Raw genomic sequence first — 19,653 nt, forward strand, 5'->3', positions numbered from 1 at the left:
ATCACATTCCGATCGAGGCGAAGAAGATCGCGAACAGGCCGTCGAGCACGATCACCAGGAAGATCGACTTGACCACCGACGTCGTGGTCTGTCGTCCCAGCGACTCGGCGCTGCCCTTCACGCGCAAGCCCTCGCTGCAGGCGACGATTCCGATCACCAGCGCCATGAACGGCGCCTTCAGGATGCCCACCTCGAAATGGGTGACCGAGATCGCCTCGTGCAGCCTCGCGATGTAGATCGCCGGCGCCATGCCGCCGTAGAACTGCGCGACCAGGCCGCCGCCATAGAGTGCGGCAATCGATCCGATGAAAGCAAGGATCGGCAGCGCAATCACCAGGGCCGCAACCCGCGGCAGGATCAGGACGTGGACGGGATCGAGGCCCATGGTCGAGAGCGCATCAATCTCCTCGCGCATCTTCATCGAGCCGAGCTCGGCGGTGTAGGCGCTTCCCGAGCGGCCGGCGACCATGATGGCAACGATCAGCACCCCGAGCTCGCGCAGCACCAGGATGCCGACCATGTCGACGGTGTAGGACTCCGCGCCGAACCTGCGGAAATGGAAAAATCCCTGCTGGGCGATGATGGCGCCGATCAGGAAGGTGATCAGCACGACGATGGGGATGGCCTGCCAGCCGATGCGATAGAGCTGATAGATCAGCGATGTCAGTCGCAGCGAGCGCGGCCGGCGCAGCACGCCGATCACGGCCATGCACAACGCGCCCAGCATTTGAAGAAAGATCGTGATGTCTTCACGCGCGCCGACCGTGGACTTGCCGAGATCGTTCAGTCTGAGCAGAACCGGGTTAGGTGCAGGCGTCGGCAGCGGCGTGTGGCGGTTGACCTGACGCACCTCGTCCATCAGGCCACTGAAATGGTCGGCGACCCCGATAAATTCGGTCGATCGACCGGACGATGAAGCCCTGCGCGACAGCTTTTCCAGGACCCAGGCGCCGAGCGTGTCGAGCGCGCTGACGCCCGACATGTCCAAGGTCACGGCTCTGGATTGATCGACGTCCGCCCCGACCGACCGGGACAATGTCTCCAGCATCGACACGTTCGCGGCAATCCACGGCCCTTCCGGGCACAATTTCAGCTCTTCGCCGGAGGGCGTTGCCAGCAACAGCGGTTCGGAGTTCACGCTTCCACCTCATCGGGACAACCCGGTCCCCATTCAGCCGGTCATTCTAGGCCAGCATGTGGCAGCCGGTTTGACCTGTCTCAAGACCACGACGCGTCTGCCTCCTTGACGCAAATCAAGCGCGGTCGGACCAGTGGGTCCTAGGTTTGTTTCCATTAACGGGGAAATCAGATCCATGTTCGACAGCGACAGGATGAGCGAAGAACTGCGCACGCTGAAGATTGACGTCACACGCTTGCTGAGCACGGCCGGCGAGGAGATGTTCGACAGTTCGAACGACCGCGCGGAGGCGCTTGCCGATCAGATCAGGGCCGCGCTCGCCGAGCTCGGTGAGACCGTCGACGAGGAGCAGCAGCAGCTGCAGGGCCTCATTGCGGACCGCCCGATCACATCACTTGCCTCGGCCTTCGCTCGGCGTGGTCGTCGGCTTCATGCTGCGGAGGCACTAGGTGAACACCGAAAATGTCGTCAAACATCTGCGGGTGCTCTGGCGTACCGACAGGATCATCGCGGACATCCGACTGCGCCACCTGCTGATCGGCCTCGGCCTGCGCGCCTTTGCGGCGCTGATCGCCGCCTTCGGCCTCCTGATGCTGGAGCTGTCCGCCTATTTCGCACTGGTGCAGATCTGGAGTGCCATTGGCGCGGCCGCCATCCTCGGCGCCGTCAATTTTGTCATCGCCGCAATTCTCTTTGTGATTGCCGGCCGGCCTCCTGCAGGCCGCGACATCGAACTCGCCAACGAGATTCACGGCGCATCCATCGAAGCTCTTCAGCTCGAGGCACGCACATTCCAGGCCCAAATGTCGGGCGCCGTGCATCATCCGCTCAGCACGATCTTGCCGGTGCTGGTGCCGCTGATTGCGGTCCTGATCAAGACTTTGCGGAGAACGGCCAAGGAGTCCCCCGCGGCAAATTCGGCCGAAGCGCGCGCCTAACGGACGCGCTCAGAGTTTCAGCCTGACGTCGCAAATGTCCGGTTCAGTGGGATCCGGCTTCACCTCGAAGCCGAGCTGCCGGCACATCTCCAGCATGGTGGTGTTCTCCCTGAGAACATCACCCGAGATCGCCTTGAGCCCCTCCGATCTCGCGTAGTCGATGATCAGCTGCATCAGGGCCCATCCCAGCCCCTTGCCCTTGAGATCGGACCGCAGCAGGATCGCATATTCGCCGCTCTCGTAGATCGAGTCCGAATGGAGTCGGACCACGCCGACCATCTCACCGCTCGCCTCGTCGAATGCGATAAAGGCCATCGCGCGCGCATAGTCGAGCTGGGTCAGGCGCGCGATGAACTCGTGGGTGAACTCCTTCATCGGCGCGAAGAAACGCAGACGAAGATCGTGCGCCGTGACATGACGCAGGAATGCGTGGATGGTCGGCTCGTCCTCCGGACGCAGGGGCCGCGCGAAGATCCGCCAGCCCTCCTTGAGCTTGAGGCGGCGCTCCCATTGGGACGGATAGGCCCGAACGGCGAAGTTGGCGGCGCCGGAGCCGGCAAACTTCGGTTGCGGCGGCCCGACCGCGACGCGAGCGTCGACCGCGGTCACGCCGGTTTCATCCGCCAGCAGCGGATTGATGTCGAATTCGCGGATCTCGGGAATGTCGGCGGCCATCTGCGCCAGCTTGACCAGGACCATGGCGACGGCGTCGGGCTTCACCGCCGGCACGTCCCGGTAAGCGCGAAGCAGCCGTGACACGCGCGTGCGGTCGATCAGGTCGCGGGCCAGTTGCAGATCGAGCGGCGGCAGGGCAAGCGCCTTGTCGTTGATGATCTCGACCGCGGTCCCGCCGCGGCCGAATACCACGACGGTCCCGAAGGTCGGATCGTCGGCGAGGCCCAGGATCAGCTCGCGCGCCTTCGCCTTGACGACCATCGCCTGCACGATGACGCCCTCGATGCGAGCTTGCGGACGCAGCTTTCTTGCCCGAGCGAGAATGTCGGTGGCGGCAGCGCGCACCGCCTCGACCGTCGTCAGATTGAGCACGACACCGCCGACATCGGATTTGTGGACGATGTCGCGCGACATGATCTTCAGCACGACGGTGGCGCCCTGCGCAAAGATGTCTTTCGCGTAGGTCACCGCCTGCTCGACATCGGCCGCGGCGTATGTGGGCACCATCGCGATATCGTAGGCTTCAAGCAGGTGCTTGATCTCGACGGGTTCGAGCCATTGGCGGCCGTCCGCGATGGCAGCAGCTACGATCTGCTTCGCAGCACGTGCGTCCGGCACGAAAGTCTCGGGCATTGCGGGTGGAACCTGGCTCAACTCCTCCACGACTTCGCGATGCCTCACGAGGTACATGAAGCCGCGCACGGCGTCATCCTCGGTCGGATAGTTCGGGATGCCCGCGCCGGACAGTGTTTCGATGATATTCTGGTCTGCTCCGATCCACGAGGCGAGCACGGGCTTGGCCCAACTGCGGTGCTTCTCGCGATATGCCTTGACGCGTTCGGTCACCATCGTTGCGATATCGGCAGCCGAGGCAATCGCGGTCTGCACGTTGAGGACGAGGACCGCGTCGTTGTCGGGATCGCCGAGCAGCACGTCGAGCGCCGCCGCATAGCGCGACGCATCGGCGTCGCCCACGATGTCGACGGGATTTGCGCCGGACCAGTTCGGCGGCAGTGCGTCATCGAGTTTCTTGCGGGCGTCCGCCGAGATGGTCGCCGGAATGCCGCCGAGCTCGACCAACCGGTCGATAGCGAGGACACCGATGCCGCCGCCATTGGTCAGGATGGCGAGGCGCTTTCCCGCCGGCGACTCGACGCGCCCGAGCGTCTCGGCGCAATCGAACAGCTCGCGCAGATCGGAGACCCGCAGGACGCCCGCGCGACGGAACGCCGCGTCATAGACGGCGTCGGCGCCCGCGAGTGCACCGGTATGGGTGGCGGCCGCCTTCGCGCCCTGCGCCATTCGGCCGGACTTCACCACGACAACGGGCTTCACACGCGCCGCGGCACGCGCGGCCGACATGAACTTGCGCGCGTCCTTGATGGCTTCGATGTAGAGCAGAATCGCCCGGGTCTTGTGATCCATCGCGAAATAGTCGAGCAGATCGGCAATATCGACGTCGATCTGATCGCCGATCGAGACGATGCCGGAGAAGCCGACGCCGCGCTGCGCGGCCCAATCGACCATGCCGGCCGCGATCGCGCCTGATTGCGAGATCAGCGCGAGATTCCCCGGCCCCGGCATGTGCGCAGCAAAACTGGCATTGAGGCTCACGCCGGGCATCATGATGCCCAAGCAGTTCGGCCCGATCAGCCGCATGCCGTATTTGCGGGCCGCAGTGATGGCGGCCTCGTGGAGGGACCCCGGTCCATGGCCGAGCCCGGCCGAGACGATCAGGGCGCCCGCCGAGCCGCGCCGCCCGGCTTGATCGACAATGCCCGGAACCGCGCGCGCCGGCGCGGTGATAACCACAAGCTCGGGCACGAACGGCAATTGATCGAGGCTGTCCACGGCCGCGACGCCGCCGATCTCGGCATGGCGCGGATTGACGAGGCCGAACTGTCCCGTGAATCCAGCCTTACGGATGTTCTCCAGAACGGCGCGTCCAACGGAGACCGGGCGGGCGCTCGCACCGACGAGCGCGACCGAACGCGGCGACAGCAGGTTCTTCAGACGATAGGTTGACATGAAAGCAAATGCGCCCGGTCGGTGGCGGTTCCGATGGTTGACGATCAGGCCGATAAACTGGCCACCCGCCTAGTACGAGAGCATAACCCAGCACGGTGGCTCGCCAATGACGGTCTTTGTCACACCGCCCCAAACGATCTCGTTCAGGCGCGAATGATGGTAGGCGCCCATCACGATTGCATCGATGGCATGTGAATTCGCCCAGCTTCCGAGCACCTTCCCAATCGAGCTGCCGCCGCCCGCCACGGTTTCGAACGAAGCGTAGACCCCGTGTTCCCTCAAATGGTCGACCAGAGCCGTCCCGGATTGTACGATTGCGTCGGACTTGTCGTCCGCCACAGTCACCACGCGGACCAGGGCTGCTGCCTGAAGGATAGGCAGCGCGTCGCCGACCGCGCGCGCCGCACGCGCAGAGTGGTCCCAGGCGATCATGACGTTCTCGAATTCCGGGCGCAGTTCGTCCACATGCTGCTCCGGGCAGAGCAGCACTGGCCGTCCGGATTCGAACAGGAGCGTCTCGATGATGTGCTCGGTTCGGCTGTCGTGCGGCTTCATGGGGAGCAGCGTGAGATCGCTGAAGCGTCCGTGCTCGGCCAGGACTGACGCGATCTGGTCTGCCGGCACCTTGGCCAACCGGCTTTGAGCGCGAATGCCGGTCCGGGAGGTTGCGCGGGTGAACGCATCCAGGAGATGCTGACTGTCGCCCAGCCCAAGCGAGCCGTTTGCCTCGGCCGCATCGGGGAGCATTACCTTCGGCCGCACGAAGACGTCCTCCTCGAGTGCAAGCGCGGTGATCCTGGCGCCGAGGTCGGCGGCAACGGCCACGCATTTCTCGATCGCAGCAAGGGCCGGGCCGCGTGGCTGGCCGACGAGCGGCAGAAAGACGTCCTTGATGGGCATCGGGATTCTCCTCAGGCGCCAGAATAGGCCGGCTTTGGTTGGGACGCTTGATCCTCGTCAAGCCCGGGAACTCCGACCGGTCGGAAAGGAGACAGGCTTTGACTGAAGTCAAGGACTGGCCGCGATCTGCTTCTATGGATTACCCTGATCGCGGGGCGAGCCGCCTTCCGACGCATCTGGACGTACCAGTTGGAATGACAGACGATTCTGCGACCCAGGACCGGATCTTTGCGGCGCTCACCAATTCCGCGGATCATCCGAACGTGAGGCGGATCGATACGCACGCAGCTTCGGTCTTTCTCGAAGGCAAGCGTGCTCTGAAAATCAAGCGCGCCGTGCAATTTCCGTTCCTCGATTATTCGACGCTCGAGAAGCGCAAGGCGGCCTGTGACGAGGAGATCAGGATCAACCGGCCGCTGGCGCCGCAGATCTATCACCGCGTCGTGGCGATCACGGAAGCGCCCGATGGATCGGTGAAGGTCGACGGAAGCGGCCGGCCGATCGAGTATGCGGTCGAGATGTCGCGCTTCGACGAAAGCCGGACGCTGGATCATCTGGCAAAGGCCGGAGCGCTGGATGACACTTTTGCCTCGGCTGTCGCGGACGCGATCGTGGCTTCGCATGCGCGGGCTGTTCGCGCCGACGGCGAGGCGTGGGTTTCCGCCATCCCCGGCCTGATCGATGGCAACAGCAATGGCCTGCGGACCGGCAATCATTTCGAAGCCGAAGAGATCGCAGAACTCGGCAGAGACTCGCACGCAACGTTCCTCCACCTTCGGCCTTTGCTCGAAGAGCGCGGCCGTCAAGGCTTCGTGCGCCGCTGCCATGGCGACCTGCATCTTGCGAACATCGTGGCGATCGACGAACAGCCGGTGCTGTTCGACGCCATCGAGTTCGATGCGCAGATGGCAACCACCGACGTGCTCTACGATCTCGCATTCGGATTGATGGACCTGTTGCACCACGATCAACCACGCGCGGCCAACATCGTGCTGAACCGTTATCTCGCCGCGACTCCGGTCGAAAATCTCGACGCGCTCTCCGCACTGCCGCTGTTCATGTCCATCCGGGCGGCGATCCGCGCCCAGGTCGCGCTGGCACGGCTGAAGCCGCCACATTCCGGTGATCCCAGCATTCTCGACGGGGCACGGCGCTATTTTGGTCTTGCGCGCGCGTTGATCCAGCCGCCCGCCCCCCGGCTGATTGCAATCGGCGGACTGTCAGGCACCGGAAAGACGATCTTGGCACGCACGCTCGCGCCGGACGTTACGCCGCAACCGGGCGCCGTCGTGCTGCGTAGCGACCTGGTCCGCAAGCAGATGTTCGGGGTCGAGGACACGGACCGGCTGCCGGCATCCGCATACACGCCGGAGGTCACGGCCCGCGTTTACGATATATTGGCTCGGCACGCCGGGCGGGTGCTGGCGCAAGGCCATTCAGCGATCATCGACGGCGTGTTCGCTCGCGAGGGCGAACGAGACACAGTCGCCGCACTGGCGCGCGAGCGCAACGTGCCGCTGAGCGGCCTATTTCTGGTTGCGGATCTCGCGACCCGGCAGGCGCGGATCGGCGGCCGCCGGGGCGACGCATCCGATGCCACGCAAGAGGTTGCCGCGCTGCAAGAGCACTATAATATCGGCCATGTCGGTTGGGCGACCATCGATGCATCCGGGACGCAAGAGCAGACGCTCCAGAACTGCCGGGACGCGATCGCCGAGAGCAAGTAAGGCAATCTGCAAATGGCGCGACCCAGCACGAATTCGACGGCCGCGCGCGTCAAGCCTGCGGCGAGGCGCAATGCCCTGCCCGGCCGCCTCAGCCCCGGCATGGTCTGCGACACCGCGTTCCGGATCGTCGCCCGCCGTCACCTCGCCGCCGTTCTCGCGCAGCATGACGGCAGCTGCCGCGGCGATCCGGAGGCACTGCACCAGATCCGGATTGCACTGACGCATCTGCGCACCGCCATCCGCTTCTTCTCGCCGATGGTCGATGATGCCCTTCGGCCGGAGGTCTGGACCGAACTGAAATGGCTGAACAGCCAGCTCGGCATGGTACGGGATCTGGACGTGGCGATCGAGCGGGTCATCGCCGAGAGTGGAGGCGAGTTGACCGTGATTGCCGAGCTCCAGCACTGGGACGAGAAGCGTGCCGAGAGCCACCGCCTGCTGGCGCGCGCGCTGCAATCCGCGCGATATCGCCGTCTCGTCGAGCAGACGTCAGCCTGGATCGAGAGCGGCCCCTGGTCGACCCGGCGCAGCAGGGAAGCTATCAGGCTACGCCGCTGCACGCTCGCCGACCACGCAACAGAGAAACTCACGGAATGGGAAAAAACGCTGCTCAAGAAAGCACGCAAGCTCCGCAAGCTCGACGTCGAGAAACGGCACAAGCTGCGGCTTCTCAACAAACGACTGACCTATTCGATCGAGTCCCTGGACGACCTGTTCGCCGACGAATCGCTGACGAAGCAGAAGTCGATCCTCAAGCAGTTGCGCAAGGCGCAAAAATCCCTCGGGCGATTGAACGACGATGCGCGGGGGCAAACCTTGGCGGCGTCATTGAACGGGGCCGTCCCCGAGGCGGGCATTCGCTTCCTCAACCGCAAGCGCGAAAAGAAACTGTTGCGGACCGCCTCGCGCGCCTACCGGAAACTCGACAAGTCCAAGCCGTTCCGCTCCGCCGACCTTGCGCCGAATGCGGAGCCTGAGGACTAGGTGTGGACGTAGTCTCCTGGCGCGTCCGGCAGACCGTCAAGGTCTCCGCCTCCGATCTGCGGCGGATCGCAGGGCGACCCGGAGCGTGCGGCCAGCCATTCGGCCCATTCCGGCCACCACGATCCCTCGACTCGCGGCGCCAGCTTCAACCATTCGTCCGGGCCAACATAGGGCGCATCGGCGGCCTTGATCAGCACATGATAGCTGTGGCCGGGCTCGTCCGGCGGCGCGACGACGCCGGCATTGTGGCCGCCGCTGGTCAACACAAAGGTCACGTCGGCATCGACCTGGTAGTGGATCTTGTAGACCGATCGCCACGGCGCCACGTGATCGGCGAGCGTGCCGACCACGAACATCGGCGCATGGATGTCGGAAAGCGAAACACTCTTGTCCTCGACACGATAGCGGCCCTCGGCCAGATCGTTGCCCAGGAATAGCTTTCGCAGATACTCCGAGTGCATGCGAAAGGGCAGCCGCGTGGCGTCGGCGTTCCAGGCCATCAGGTCGCTCGGTGGCGCACCCTCGCCCATCAGATAGTCATGCGACAGCCGCGACCAGATCAGTTCATTGGAGCGCAACAGCTGGAACGCGCCGGCCATCTGCGTCGTGTCCAGATAGCCCCGCTGCCACATCACGTCCTCGAGAAAGGCGACCTGGCTCTCGTTGATGAAGAGCGTCAGCTCGCCGGCCTCGGTGAAATCCGTCTGTGCGGCAAGCAGGGTGATCGTGCACAGTCGCTTGTCGCCATCGCGTGCCATCGCGGCCGCGGCGATCGACAGCAATGTGCCGCCCAGGCAGTAGCCGAGTGCATGGGTGTTCCGGCCCGGCAGGATCCGGCCGATCATGTCCAGCGCTGCCATGACACCCAGCTTGCGATAGTCGTCGAAAGCAACATGCCGATCTTTGGCATCCGGATTTCGCCAGGAAATCGCGAATACGGTGAAACCCTGACTGGTCAGATACTTCACCAGAGAATTCTGCGGCGACAGATCGAGGATGTAGTACTTCATAATCCAGGCGGGCACGATCAGGATCGGCTCGGGTCGCACTTGCGCAGTCGTGGGTTGGTACTGGATCAGCTCGATCAACGCGTTGCGATAAACGACCTTGCCCGGCGAAGCCGCGACCGTCTTGCCGACGATGAACTGTTCGTCACCGGCTGGCGTTGCGGCGGAGAGCAGGCGCATCAGGTCGCTGCACCAGTTCTGCCAGCCGAACACGAAATTCTCCCCGCCGCTCCGGAACGCCTTCTCCAGCACTTGCGGATTGGTCGCCGCGAAATTCGACGGCGCCAGCATGTCAAGCATCTGGCGCATCGAAAATTCGACGATGGCCTCATTTGCGTGCGACACGCCGCGTACGCCGGTCGTGGCATCGTGCCACCAGCGCTCTCCGAGCAGGAATGCCTGCGCAAGCAGATTGAACGGTGCGGCCTCCCACTGTGGCCCCCTGAAGCGACGATCCCGCCCCTGCGGCGCAATCACGGACCACGGCTTTTGCGAGGTCGCATGCGCGGCGGCTTCCACAAACTGGCCCATGTCGCGAAGCACGTTGCGCGACATCTCCACCTGACGCTGGGGCGCCGCAGCCAGATGAGAGCTCCAATCGAGCCAGGCGAGCGACAAGGCCAGCGGCGAAATCCCGCCCGTCAACCGCGCCAGCATCGCATGAAACGCGCGGTCAAGAGGGTATGGCTCCGATACAGGCAGGGGATCGGCAGCGACGGGCATTCCGGCCAGCGCTTCGGGGGCCGTCGTAGAGGCTTCGGGCTCAACAACAGGACTGACTGAGAGAGCCTGCGCGGACGGCTCTTCGGGTCTTGGAAATATCTGCACGACGCTCATGGCTGAATGTTCCTGCCGGCTTCCTGTCCAGTCGGCAGCAGAATAGGGCGAGGCTTCGAATGCGCGTTGAGCTGCATCAAGTCCGGGGCACCCATCGCAATTGCTCAACCGGGAAGAGCCCGCTTCATCCTTTGACCTGCGTCAAGCCGCAGCACGAGGCCAGAGCTAGGCTCCGCGCATCGACATTCGACAAGCCAGCGGAGTCCGGCATGCGCGCCCATCAGATCATGACCCGGTCGGTCATCTCGGTTACCCCCGACACCACCATCGTCGAGGCGGCAAACATCATGCTGAAGCGGCATGTCAGCGGTCTCACCGTCGTCGACGATGCCGGCAAGCTGGTCGGCGTGGTCTCGGAAGGCGACTTCATCCGCCGCAGCGAAATCGGCACCGGACGCAAGCGCGGGCGCTGGCTGCGGTTCATTCTCGGATCCGGCAAATCGGCCAGCGATTTCGTCCACGAGCACGGCCGCAAGGTCTCGGAGGTGATGACCCCTTCACCGGTGACCATCACCGAGGATACGGCACTTGCCGAGATCGTCGATCTCATGGAACGAAACAATGTGAAGCGTCTGCCGGTGATCCGTGGCGACAAGATCGTCGGCATTGTGTCGCGCGCGAACCTGCTCCAGGCGGTGGCGGACCTCGCCCGAGACGTACCCGACCCGACCGCGGACGACGATCACATTCGCAGCCGCATCATCGATACCATGGAGAAGAACGACTGGTGCCCGTTCGGGCTGAACGTCATCGTCCGCGACGGCATCGTTCATCTCAGCGGCGTCATCACCGAGGAGCGCGTGCGACAGGCCGCGGTCGTCGCAGCGGAGAACGTCAACGGCGTGAAGAAGGTGCATGACCATCTCTGCTGGGTCGACACCATGTCGGGAATATATCTGAACTCGCCCGAGGACGATGACCTCGCCAAGGCAAGCTGACCAAGGCAAGCTGAGCGCGCGCCGATCGCAGTTCAGCGCGGAATGACGGCGGTGGCTTCGATTTCGACGCGCGCCGCCTTCTCGACGAGGCGGACGACCTGAACCAGCGCCATCGCCGGGTAGTGCGCACCGAAGATAGCGCGGTAGGCCTTGCCGAGCTCTTTCAGGTTCGTCAGGTACTCCTCCATGTCGACGACGTACCAGGTCAGGCGCACCAGATGCTCGGGCTGCGCACCGGCCTCCGCGAGGATCGCGGCGATGTTGCTCAAGGTCTGGCGCACTTGCGCGACAAAACCGTCCGCGAGATGCTCCTCGGCATCCCAGCCGATGACGCCGCCGGTGACGACGATACGTCCCTCGGCGGCCATGCCGTTGGCATAGCCTTTCGGCACCGGCCAACCGGACGGCTGGAGCACCTGCGCCCTGGAGCGGGCTTCGTCGTCGGCTGCTGTCGGCAGCACCGCGAGGTGCGGGCCTTTCGGCGTCGTCACTGACAATTCTCTATCCTTCTCTCATCCCGCCGCGACGCCGGAGGATGTCACCGCGGTCTGCGCCAGTTGCCGCAGGGCAAAGCGCTTTAGTTTGCCGGTCTCGGTCTTCGGTAGTTGCGTCACGAACTCGATCGCGCGCGGATATTTGTAGGGCGCGATCTCCCGTTTGACATGCTCCTGCAACGCAGCCACGAGCTCGCCGTCCGGCGTTACGCCCGGCGCGGCAATGACATAGGCCTTCACGATCATGCCGCGCGCCTCGTCCGGCGCGCCGACGACCCCGCACTCGACGACCGAGGGATGCGTGAGCAGCGCCGCCTCGACGTCCGTGCCTGCGATGTTGTAGCCGGCCGACACGATCATGTCGTCCGAGCGTGACTGATACCAGAAATAGCCTTCGCTATCCATCAGATAGGTGTCGCCGGTAATGTTCCAGCCGTTCTGGACGTATTTGCGCTGCCGCTCGTCGGCGAGATAGCGGCATCCGGTCGGCCCGCGTACCGCGAGCCGTCCCATCGTGCCCGGCGGAACGTCATTGCCAGAATCATCGACGATCTTCGCCTCATACCCCGGCACCGGTTTGCCCGTCGCACCCGGGCGGATCTCGTCCTCGGTCGCGCTGATGAAGATGTGCAGCAGCTCGGTCGAGCCGATGCCGTCCATCAGCTTGATGCGCGTCGCCTTCAGCCACGCATCGAATGTCGCCTTGGGCAGCGTCTCGCCGGCGGACACGCATTTGCGAAGCGAAGAAATATCGCGGCCCGGAAGCTTGCCGATCATCGCCCGGTACGCGGTCGGCGCGGTGAAACAGACCGTGGTCTTGTACTGCTCGATCGCATTCAGAATGTCGTCGGGCGCCGTCTTCTCCAGAACGACGAACGAGGCGCCGATGTGCATCGGAAACAGCACGCCGCCGAAGCCAAACGTGAAGGCGAGCGGTGCCGAGCCGACGAAGCGATCCCTCTGCTCCGCGCGCAGGATGTTGCGCGCATAGCCATCGCACACCGCCAGCATGTCACGGTGGAAATGCATGGTGCCCTTGGGGTCGCCGGTCGTGCCCGACGTGAAAGCGATCAGGCAGACGTCGTCGGAGGCGGTATCGACAGCTTTGAACTCCGGACTTGCATCCCCCATCAGGGCCTCGAGCGAGTCGCCGGCGCCGTTGCCCCAATAGACCACGCGCTTGAGGCCGGGGGCTGCGGCTTTCGCTTTCTCCATTTCGTCGGCGAGCTTGCCATCGCAGAGCGCGAGTGTGATCTCCGCCTTCTGGATCGGATAGGACAGCTCCTTGGCGCGCAAGAGCGGCATCGTCGCCACGACAATGCCTCCGGCCTTGATCACCGCCAGATAATTCGCGACCATCATCGGATTGTTGGCCGAGCGTAGCAGCACGCGTCCGCCGGTGACGAGACCAAGCTTGCCGACCAGCACATTGGCGATGCGGTTCACGACCGTTTGCAGCTCACGATAGGTGTAGCTGACCGCCGGGCTGATCACGCAGGGAGCGTCGCCATGTCCCTGCTCGACCCAGCGGTCGAGGAAATAGCTGACGCAGTTGAGGCGGGGCGGATATTGCAGTTCCGGTCGCGTGAAGATGAATTCCGGCCAGAGCTCGGGTGGCGGAAGATGCTGCCGCGCGAACGTATCGACATGGGCTGTCGCGGCGTTGTCGTCACGCGAGCCCGAGACTTGAACCTTGGCGGCGTTGGCCATCGCACGCTCCTTTCAGCATGGAAAGCACCCGGCAGCACTAACTCGGAAACATTTTAGGCTTAAAGCAATTTCGCGCAATAGCGGATTTTGGGCATCCCGTGCTTTTTCCGGCGGCAAACGGGATGGGCGGGTGCCTCAGCCGCGGACTAGGCCCGGCGGCGAGCGGCCGATTTCTGCGCCGATGCCTTGGTCTTGGCGAGCAGCCGCATCAATTCGCGCACATCCTTCGGCGTCAGATCGGCGAAGAGATCGGCGATCCAGGTTTCGTGTTCCGCGGCCATTCTGCGAAACTCGGCGCGACCGAGTTTAGTCAGCCGGATCACCTGGACGCGGCGGTCCGTCTCCGACGTGCGGCGGTCGAGATGACCGGATTCCACGAGGCGCTCGACGAGGCCGGTGACATTGCCGTTCGACACCATCATGCGCTTGGAGACGTCGGACAGCGTCATGCCGTCGGGTGCCTTGTCGAGCTGCGCCATCAGGTCGAAACGGGGCAATGTGACGTCGAAGCGCTGCCGCAACCGGCCACGGACCTCGCCCTCGATCAGGGTCGTGCAAGTCAGGAGGCGCAGCCACAGCCGAAGCTCTTCGGCGTGATCCTCCGGAGTTTCGACGGCCTTGGTCTCGGAATCGAGCATATTGATGCAGTCACTCTCGGCCGGCATTGGCGTCCGGCACGGAATCCCAACGTTTTGAGCTTCAAATAAATCGAAGCCGGCTGCAAGCCTAAAGCCGCAACAATCGACCGCATGTCGATTTCTTTAGGCTTCAAATAATTGGCGCGCCGCTTGCATGCACCGCTGCCCGCAGGATGACGAGTTGAGCTTAGCTTGCCGCGGCAGCAATCATCGGCATAAACTTGGATTGGAGCAGCGGCTTGCAACGCAAGTCCTGTTATCACGGGGGACAGATCATGAAGACGCAAATGACGTTGGCCGCAGCCGCCTTGCTGCTTGGCACCGCGGTGAGCCCTTCCCTCGCCCAGGAAAAAATCAAGCTGGGTGTGATCGTGACCCTCTCGGGACCCGCCGCCGCGCTCGGCCAACAGGTTCGCGACGGCTTTGCGCTCGGGGTCAAGGATCTCGGTGGCAAGATGGGCGGCCGCGATGTCGAGGTCGTCGTGGTCGACGACGAGTTGAAGCCGGACGCAGCGGTCACCAAGGTCAAGGGCCTTCTGGAGCGCGACAAGGTCGACTTCGTGGTCGGTCCGATCTTCTCCAACATCCTCCAGGCGATCCACCGGCCGGTGACGGAATCGAAAACCTTCCTGATCAGCCCCAATGCCGGCCCATCGACGTTTGCCGGCAAGGACTGCAATCCGTTCTTCTATGTGACCTCGTATCAGAACGATCAGGTGCACGAGATCCTCGGCAAGGTCGCGCAGGATCGCGGCTACAAACGCATGTATCTGATGGTGCCGAACTATCAGGCCGGCAAGGACTCGGTCGCGGGCTTTAAGCTCGACTACAAGGGTGAGATCGTCGAAGAATCCTACATGCCGCTCAACACGCTGGACTTCCAGCCGGAGCTTTCCAAGATTTCGTCGCAGAAGCCCGATGCTCTCTTCACGTTCATGCCCGGCGGCCTCGGCGTCAATCTCGTCAAGCAATACAAGCAGGCCGGCCTCGCCGACAGCATTCCGGTGCTCTCGGCTTTCACGGTAGATGAATCGACCTTGCCGGCGCAGCAGGACGCCGCAGTCGGCATGTTCGGCGGCGCGAACTGGGCGCCCAATCTCGACAATCCCCAAAACAAGAAGTTCGTCGCTGCCTACGAGGCCGCCTATAATATCGTGCCGGGCACCTACGCCTTCCAGGCGTATGATGCCGCGATGCTGATCGACAGCGCCGTCAAGGCCGTGAAGGGCGATCTCTCGAACAAGGATGCGGTCGCGGCCGCTCTGAAAAAGGCGGACTTCACCTCGCTGCGCGGCGCCTTCAAGTTCAACACCAACGGTTATCCGATCCAGGATTTCTACCTGACCAAGGTCGCCAAGCGCGCGGACGGCAAGTTCCAGACCGAGATCGTCCAGAAAGTCTTTGAGAATTACGGCGACCGCTACGCCAAGGACTGCAAGGCGGCGAACTAAGCCGCACGTCGCGTCGAGGGAGGATCACAATGAAGAGCGAAATCACCGGCATCACGCGCGCCAATGAGGGGATCCAGGGCATCTCCTGGAACATCCTCGGCCAGACCTATGTGCCGAAGAGCAACACGGAGCACAGCTTTTCCTGGCATGCAACGCTGCCGCCGGGCACGTTCGTGCCGCCGCACATTCATCCCGACCAGGATGAGTATCTCTACATGCTGGAGGGCAAGCTCGATTTCATGCTCGGCAATTCCGAGTCGCAGGCGACCGCGGGCGACCTGATCCGGCTCGGCATGGGCGTACCGCACGGCATCTTCAACAAATCGGAGCAGACCGCGAAGGTGCTGTTCTGGGTGTCACCGACCCGCAAGCTGTTCGACCTATTCTGGGGCCTTCACAACATGAAGGAACAGAAGCCCGAGGACGTGGTGGCGATGGCCGCCGAGTTCAACATCCACTTCCTGCCGCCGCCTCCCGGCGGCTAGCAGCGCATCTTAAGCCCGCACCGCCGCAAGTCCCGGCACTGCGGCGAAGCCGGCCTTGGTGGCATAGCCGCGCACGATCGCCTCGCGCTGGGAATAGCTCAGCACGTTGTCGACATTGTCAAAACCATCAGGCGCGAGCTGCTCGACGGCGTCGATGACGCCCTCGGGACCGCCACGCCGGTTGGAGCGAACGATGTCCGCGGTCATGGGCAGCCGCTTCTTCTCGTATTCAAGCAGCGCCTGGCGCGGATGCTCGGCGCGCACCAGCGCGTCGGCGAGGCAGCGCGCGTCGAGGATGGCCTGCGAAGCGCCATTGGAGCCAACCGGATACATCGGATGCGCGGCATCGCCGAGCAGCGTGACTCTGCCCGACGACCAATAGGGCAAGGGATCGCGGTCGCAGGTCGGATATTCGTAGAACTCGGGCGTGGCCGAGATCAGGCTCTTCACGTCGACGTAAGGCACCGAAAAGCGCGCCACATGCGGCATCAGCTCCTCGCGACGGCCCGGCCGCGACCAGTCTTCCTTGCGCGGCGGCGGGGCATTGCCCTCGCCGACCTTCACCAGCACCGCCCAGTTGGTGAGACGGCTCGCCGGGCTCGATCCCTCCGCGATCGGATAGATCACCACCTTGGCGTTGAGGCCGCCGGCGACGATCATCGACTTGCCGGTGAGGAACAGCGGCCAATCCCGCGCACCGCGCCACAGCATCAGGCCGTTCCAGCATGGCGGCCCCTCGCTCGGGAACAGCGTGTCACGGACCCGCGAATGGATGCCGTCGGCACCAATCAGAATATCGCCGCGCGCGGTGTGGATGTGTGCGCCTGAGCGGTCGAAGAAGTAAGCGGTGACGCCGGCCTCGTCCTGGGTGAAGGCACCGAGGCGGCAGCCGGTGTGGATGGCCTCCCGCCCGAGCCGCTCCTCGACGGCGCGATGGATGACGCCCTGAAGGCGGCCGCGGTGGATCGAGAATTGCGGTACGTCGTGGCCGGCGTCGATGCCGCGGGCCTCGCGCCAGACTTCCTGGCCGTGACGGTTGAGGTAATAGAGCTGGTCGGTGCGGATCGCAACATCGTCAAGCTGCTGGAGCAGACCGAGGCCTGCCAGCTCGCGCATGGCATGGGGCAGCGTGTTGATGCCGACGCCAAGCTCGCGGATGGTGTCGGACTGCTCGAAAATCTCGCAAGCGAGGCCCCGCGAGCGCAGCATCAATGCGGTGGTGAGACCACCGATACCGCCACCGACGATAATCGCCTTCATCGCCCTCACTCCACTCGGTACACACCAGGCAATGCGGCCAAAGTCGCACGGGCGGTCACTCCGCCGCAAGCGGCTTTGTCGCCTCCGCCTTGAGCTCGGCTCGGGTCTTGGGCTTAGCCTTAATTCTCAGCTCCTCGAGATCCTGCCGGTCGCGCACGCTGTTGCGGAAAATCTGATCTTTTCCGGGAAGATATTGCGGCGGGCAGAACGCGTCGTCCGCCCCGTACCAGGCCGCCGCCCTCATGGTGAAGGAGGGGTCGACCAGATGCGGCCGCCCGAGCGCGACGAGGTCCGCCCGGCCGGCAGCCAGGATAGTGTTGGCCTGGTCGGCGGTCGTGATGTTGCCGACGCACATCGTGGCCACGCGCGCCTCGTTGCGGACCTGGTCGGAGAACGGCGTCTGGAACATGCGGCCGTAGATCGGCTGCGCATCGCGCACGGTCTGCCCGGTTGAGACGTCGACGAGATCGACACCGGCTTCGGCAAAGGCGCGCGCGATCGCCACCGCGTCGTCGCCGCCGATGCCGCCCTCGGCCCAGTCGGTCGCGGAAATGCGCACAGACATCGGCTTGTGCGACGGCCATACGGCCCGCAGCGCCTCGAAGATCTCGAGCGGAAAGCGCAGGCGGTTTTCGAGCGAGCCGCCATACTCATCCGTGCGGGTGTTTGTCAGCGGCGAGATGAAGCTCGCAAGCAGATAGCCGTGGGCGCAGTGCAGTTCGAGCATGTCGAAGCCACAGCGTTCGCCGCGCTCAGCCGCCGCGACGAAAGCATCTCTCGCGGCGTTCATGCCGGCCCGATCGAGCTCGCGCGGAACCTGGCTGTCGGGGAAATAGGGCAGTGGAGACGCCGAAAACACCTCCCAGCCGCCCTCCTCGAGCGGACGATCCATGCCGTCCCACATCAGCTTGGTCGCACCCTTGCGCCCGGCGTGCCCCAGTTGCAGGCAAATTTTCGCGGCTGAATTGGCATGGACGAAATCAACGATGCGCCGCCAGGACGCCTCCTGCTCGTCATTCCACAGTCCTGTGCAGCCGGGCGTGATGCGGGCGTCGCGGGCAACGCAGGTCATCTCCGTGAAGATCAGGCCGGCACCGCCGATCGCGCGCGATCCATAATGCACCAGGTGGAAATCCGTAGGCACGCCCTCCTTCGCCGAATACATGCACATCGGCGACACCACGGCGCGATTGGCGATCTCCATCTCGCGCAGCCGGAAGGGCTGGAACAGCGGCACCATCGGCTTCTCGGTGTCGACGTCGAAGCCGCTGTCACGAACACGCTTGGCAAACGATCTTTCGACCTCCGCCACGAAGTCAGGGGCGCGAAGCTTCAGATTGTCATAGGTGATCGCCTTCGAGCGCGTCATCACTCCGAAGGCGAACTGCACCGGATCGAAATCCCAGAATCGGTCGACATGCTCGAACCAGACCAGCGAGACGTCGGCGGCGTGCTGCGTCTTCTCGACCTCCTCACGCCGGCCGTGCTCATAGACGTCCAGCGCCGCCTTGATGCTGGGCGCCTTCTCCATGGCGTCAGCCAGCGCGATCGCGTCTTCCATTGCGAGCTTGGTGCCCGAGCCGATCGAGAAATGCGCGCTCGCCTTGGCGTCGCCGAGCAGAACCATGTTGTCCTTGACCCAGCGCTTGCTGCGGATCATCGGGAAGTTGCGCCACGTCGAGCGGTTGGTGAGCAATTGATGCCCGTCGAGAAACCAGCCGAAGATCTCGGCCATTCGCGCAGCAGACTGGGTCTCGTTCAGCCCTGTCAGCCCGGCGCGTTCGAACGTCTCCGGATCGGTCTCGAAAATCCAGGTCGAATGTCCGGCTTCATACTGATAGGCATGGGCGATGAACGGGCCCCACTCTGTCTCCTGGAAGATGAAGGTGAAGGCATCCAGCGGCCTGGTCGAGCCCATCCAGGCGAACTTGTTGGTACGGAGGTCGACTTCCGGCGCGAAATGATCGACGTATTTGTCGCGGAAGCGGCTGTTGATGCCGTCCGCGACCAGGATGAGATCGGCGTCGGCGAAGCGGGATTCGTCCTCGACGTCCGCCTCGAAATTCAGGATGACGCCCAGTTCTCGCGCGCGCGCCTGCAGGATCAGGAGCAGCTTCTGCCGCGAGCAGCCACAAAAGCCGTTGCCGCCGACCCGATGGACCGTTCCGCGGAAGTGGACGGCGATGTCGTCCCAGTAGGCGAATTCCTGGGTGATGCGACGATAGCTCGGAAGGTCGTGCTTCTCGAAATTATCGAGCGTGGCGTCCGAGAAAACCACGCCGAAGCCGAAGGTGTCGTCGGCGCGGTTGCGCTCGTAGACCGCGATCTCGGCGCTCGGTCGCTGCTTCTTCAGCAGGATTGCAGCGTAGAGACCCGCAGGTCCGCCACCGATGATCGCGACTTTCATGGGAGCCTCGCCAATTCAACCCGCCGAAACTATTTT

Annotated in this window: 15 protein-coding genes; 6 read left to right on the forward strand and 9 right to left on the reverse strand. The window is 63.8% G+C overall.

Features of this window, described 5'->3' with window-relative positions; genetic code table 11:
- Window position 1: 1 nt before the first annotated feature.
- Window positions 2–1,138, reverse strand: a complete 1,137-nt coding sequence (locus tag ABIB80_RS23090; RefSeq protein ID WP_354128474.1) for an MlaE family ABC transporter permease — start codon at window positions 1,136–1,138, stop codon at window positions 2–4.
- A 449-nt stretch (window positions 1,139–1,587) separates the two neighbouring features.
- Between ABIB80_RS23090 and ABIB80_RS23095 the strand changes: the two genes are divergently transcribed.
- On the forward strand, window positions 1,588–2,076 hold the full coding sequence (locus tag ABIB80_RS23095) for a phage holin family protein (protein ID WP_354128475.1): 489 nt from the start codon (window positions 1,588–1,590) through the stop codon (window positions 2,074–2,076).
- Between the two features lie 9 nt (window positions 2,077–2,085).
- Here the strand turns inward: ABIB80_RS23095 and ABIB80_RS23100 are convergent, their stop codons facing one another.
- A complete protein-coding gene (locus ABIB80_RS23100; RefSeq protein WP_354128476.1) occupies window positions 2,086–4,779 on the reverse strand; it encodes a bifunctional acetate--CoA ligase family protein/GNAT family N-acetyltransferase in 2,694 nt (897 codons plus the stop codon).
- A 69-nt stretch (window positions 4,780–4,848) separates the two neighbouring features.
- Window positions 4,849–5,679, reverse strand: coding sequence for a universal stress protein (locus ABIB80_RS23105; protein ID WP_354128477.1), 831 nt, complete (start codon window positions 5,677–5,679; stop codon window positions 4,849–4,851).
- A 194-nt stretch (window positions 5,680–5,873) separates the two neighbouring features.
- On the opposite strand from ABIB80_RS23105, the gene ABIB80_RS23110 reads away from it, so the two are divergent.
- Together ABIB80_RS23110 and ABIB80_RS23115 are read left to right on the forward strand one after the other, a co-directional pair.
- A complete protein-coding gene (locus ABIB80_RS23110; protein ID WP_354128478.1) occupies window positions 5,874–7,406 on the forward strand; it encodes a bifunctional aminoglycoside phosphotransferase/ATP-binding protein in 1,533 nt (510 codons plus the stop codon).
- Window positions 7,407–7,418: 12 nt separating this feature from the next.
- The gene (locus ABIB80_RS23115; RefSeq protein WP_354128479.1) at window positions 7,419–8,390 is read left to right on the forward strand and encodes a CHAD domain-containing protein; all 972 of its coding nucleotides are present in this window, start codon (window positions 7,419–7,421) and stop codon (window positions 8,388–8,390) included.
- Here the strand turns inward: ABIB80_RS23115 and ABIB80_RS23120 are convergent.
- Window positions 8,387–10,234: a PHA/PHB synthase family protein gene (locus ABIB80_RS23120; protein ID WP_354128480.1), complete on the reverse strand. Its 1,848-nt coding sequence runs from the start codon at window positions 10,232–10,234 to the stop codon at window positions 8,387–8,389. The two genes, ABIB80_RS23115 and ABIB80_RS23120, sit on opposite strands and share 4 nt — an antisense overlap.
- Before the next feature lie 209 nt (window positions 10,235–10,443).
- Here ABIB80_RS23120 and ABIB80_RS23125 point away from each other — a divergent pair, with 209 nt between their 5' ends.
- Window positions 10,444–11,172, forward strand: a complete 729-nt coding sequence (locus tag ABIB80_RS23125) for a CBS domain-containing protein (RefSeq protein WP_354128481.1) — start codon at window positions 10,444–10,446, stop codon at window positions 11,170–11,172.
- A gap of 32 nt (window positions 11,173–11,204) precedes the next feature.
- Here ABIB80_RS23125 and ABIB80_RS23130 read toward each other — a convergent pair whose 3' ends face one another.
- The 3 genes from ABIB80_RS23130 to ABIB80_RS23140 all read right to left on the reverse strand — a co-directional run bounded on the left by ABIB80_RS23130 (window position 11,205) and on the right by ABIB80_RS23140 (window position 14,041).
- Window positions 11,205–11,663 (reverse strand): RidA family protein, encoded by a 459-nt coding sequence (locus ABIB80_RS23130; protein ID WP_354128482.1) that lies wholly within the window; start codon window positions 11,661–11,663, stop codon window positions 11,205–11,207.
- A 21-nt stretch (window positions 11,664–11,684) separates the two neighbouring features.
- The gene (locus tag ABIB80_RS23135; RefSeq protein ID WP_354128483.1) at window positions 11,685–13,376 is read right to left on the reverse strand and encodes a benzoate-CoA ligase family protein; all 1,692 of its coding nucleotides are present in this window, start codon (window positions 13,374–13,376) and stop codon (window positions 11,685–11,687) included.
- Between the two features lie 146 nt (window positions 13,377–13,522).
- Entirely contained in the window at window positions 13,523–14,041 is a 519-nt protein-coding gene (locus ABIB80_RS23140) for a MarR family winged helix-turn-helix transcriptional regulator (protein ID WP_354128484.1), read from the reverse strand.
- 248 nt (window positions 14,042–14,289) lie between these two features.
- On the opposite strand from ABIB80_RS23140, the gene ABIB80_RS23145 reads away from it, so the two are divergent.
- Together ABIB80_RS23145 and ABIB80_RS23150 are read left to right on the forward strand one after the other, a co-directional pair.
- On the forward strand, window positions 14,290–15,465 hold the full coding sequence (locus tag ABIB80_RS23145) for an ABC transporter substrate-binding protein (protein WP_219682410.1): 1,176 nt from the start codon (window positions 14,290–14,292) through the stop codon (window positions 15,463–15,465).
- Window positions 15,466–15,494: 29 nt separating this feature from the next.
- Window positions 15,495–15,950: a cupin domain-containing protein gene (locus ABIB80_RS23150; protein WP_007601580.1), complete on the forward strand. Its 456-nt coding sequence runs from the start codon at window positions 15,495–15,497 to the stop codon at window positions 15,948–15,950.
- Window positions 15,951–15,959: 9 nt separating this feature from the next.
- Here ABIB80_RS23150 and ABIB80_RS23155 read toward each other — a convergent pair whose 3' ends face one another.
- Both ABIB80_RS23155 and ABIB80_RS23160 read right to left on the reverse strand, forming a co-directional pair.
- Window positions 15,960–17,210: a flavin-dependent oxidoreductase gene (locus ABIB80_RS23155; protein WP_354128485.1), complete on the reverse strand. Its 1,251-nt coding sequence runs from the start codon at window positions 17,208–17,210 to the stop codon at window positions 15,960–15,962.
- 55 nt (window positions 17,211–17,265) lie between these two features.
- Window positions 17,266–19,617 (reverse strand): bifunctional salicylyl-CoA 5-hydroxylase/oxidoreductase, encoded by a 2,352-nt coding sequence (locus ABIB80_RS23160; protein ID WP_354128486.1) that lies wholly within the window; start codon window positions 19,615–19,617, stop codon window positions 17,266–17,268.
- Between the last annotated feature and the right edge of the window lie 36 nt (window positions 19,618–19,653).

This window comes from Bradyrhizobium sp. i1.15.2 (assembly GCF_040548425.1).
Classification (GTDB): domain Bacteria; phylum Pseudomonadota; class Alphaproteobacteria; order Rhizobiales; family Xanthobacteraceae; genus Bradyrhizobium; species Bradyrhizobium canariense.